Origin of the sequence: Caballeronia sp. BR00000012568055 (genome assembly GCF_029439455.1) — a bacterium.
Taxonomy (GTDB): domain Bacteria; phylum Pseudomonadota; class Gammaproteobacteria; order Burkholderiales; family Burkholderiaceae; genus Caballeronia.
In genome coordinates this window covers 1-668 of the sequence record NZ_JAQFVG010000202.1, presented here as the reverse complement: position 1 = coordinate 668, position 668 = coordinate 1, and the positions used below count along the sequence as shown (strand labels likewise).

The following is a 668-nucleotide window of genomic DNA, read 5'->3' as shown; positions in this document are numbered from 1 at the left end:
TCGCTTGAGGCCATGATCGAGGATGAGCAATACCGGCATCTTCGGCCCCTGAACGATTTCCGCAACTATCTGCTCGCGATCCAGTGGGATATGTCGCGCAGGGAGTTGGTGGGACGCTCGCTGAGCGTTGCGGGCTACACGCGCATCCAGGCAGATACGTACAGCTACCTGACGCGTGTCGATCTGCTCAAGAAGCTCTGCAGTATTGACGCGGCCGAGCGCGACCGCGCAGAAGCCCATTCGGGCGCACTGGCGACCGGGTCGATTCCGGACACGGAAGAGAATCGGCTGTTGTGCGAGCCGCAGTTCGAGTTCGTGACGCCGCAGCAGCTGGTGGCGATCGACTTCTTTCTGTCGATGCATCACTATGCGCTGCACGCGTTTCCGGCACTGGCGGTCTGGCACGACGTCAACGTGTTGGGGCGTCGCTACCCGATCCCAAAGATAGAAGCGCTGCCCAAGGCCGACATCGTGTTGCACGGCTGGTATTCAGTCGGACAGTACGACAAGGAGGCGCCGGTGACAGGTCTGCGCTCGTTCGATGCGGAGCAATGGAATCCGTACCGGCATCCGGGTCGGCCTGGGCGTTATGCCAGGACGACGGGTGGTGAGCAGACCGTCTATTTCGAGGAGGCATCGCAGTTTGAGGTCGATGCGGAAGCAGCATG

1 pseudogene is annotated in these 668 nt (G+C 61.1%); it reads left to right on the top strand.

What is annotated here, in order from left to right:
• Nucleotides 1–668: pseudogene (locus P7F28_RS10110) on the top strand (hypothetical protein); the annotation flags it as partial.